Source organism: Sporosarcina luteola, assembly GCF_023715245.1.
Classification (GTDB): Bacteria; Bacillota; Bacilli; order Bacillales_A; family Planococcaceae; genus Sporosarcina; species Sporosarcina luteola_C.
In genome coordinates this window covers 1-255 of sequence record NZ_JAMBNV010000041.1, presented here as the reverse complement: position 1 = coordinate 255, position 255 = coordinate 1, and the positions used below count along the sequence as shown (strand labels likewise).

Annotated in this window: 1 rRNA gene; it reads left to right on the top strand. The window is 55.7% G+C overall.

What is annotated here, in order from left to right:
- Positions 1-255 (top strand): 23S ribosomal RNA (locus tag M3152_RS17910); the annotation flags it as partial.

Sequence of the window (255 nt, the reverse complement as noted above, 5' to 3'; positions counted from 1 at the left end):
AGGCGGGAGGTGCCCGTACCGCAAACCGACACAGGTAGGCGAGGAGAGAATCCTAAGGTGATCGAGAGAACTCTCGTTAAGGAACTCGGCAAAATGACCCCGTAACTTCGGGAGAAGGGGTGCTCTGTGTAGGGTGTTAAAGCCCGAGAGAGCCGCAGTGAATAGGCCCAGGCGACTGTTTAGCAAAAACACAGGTCTCTGCAAAACCGTAAGGTGACGTATAGGGGCTGACGCCTGCCCGGTGCTGGAAGGTTA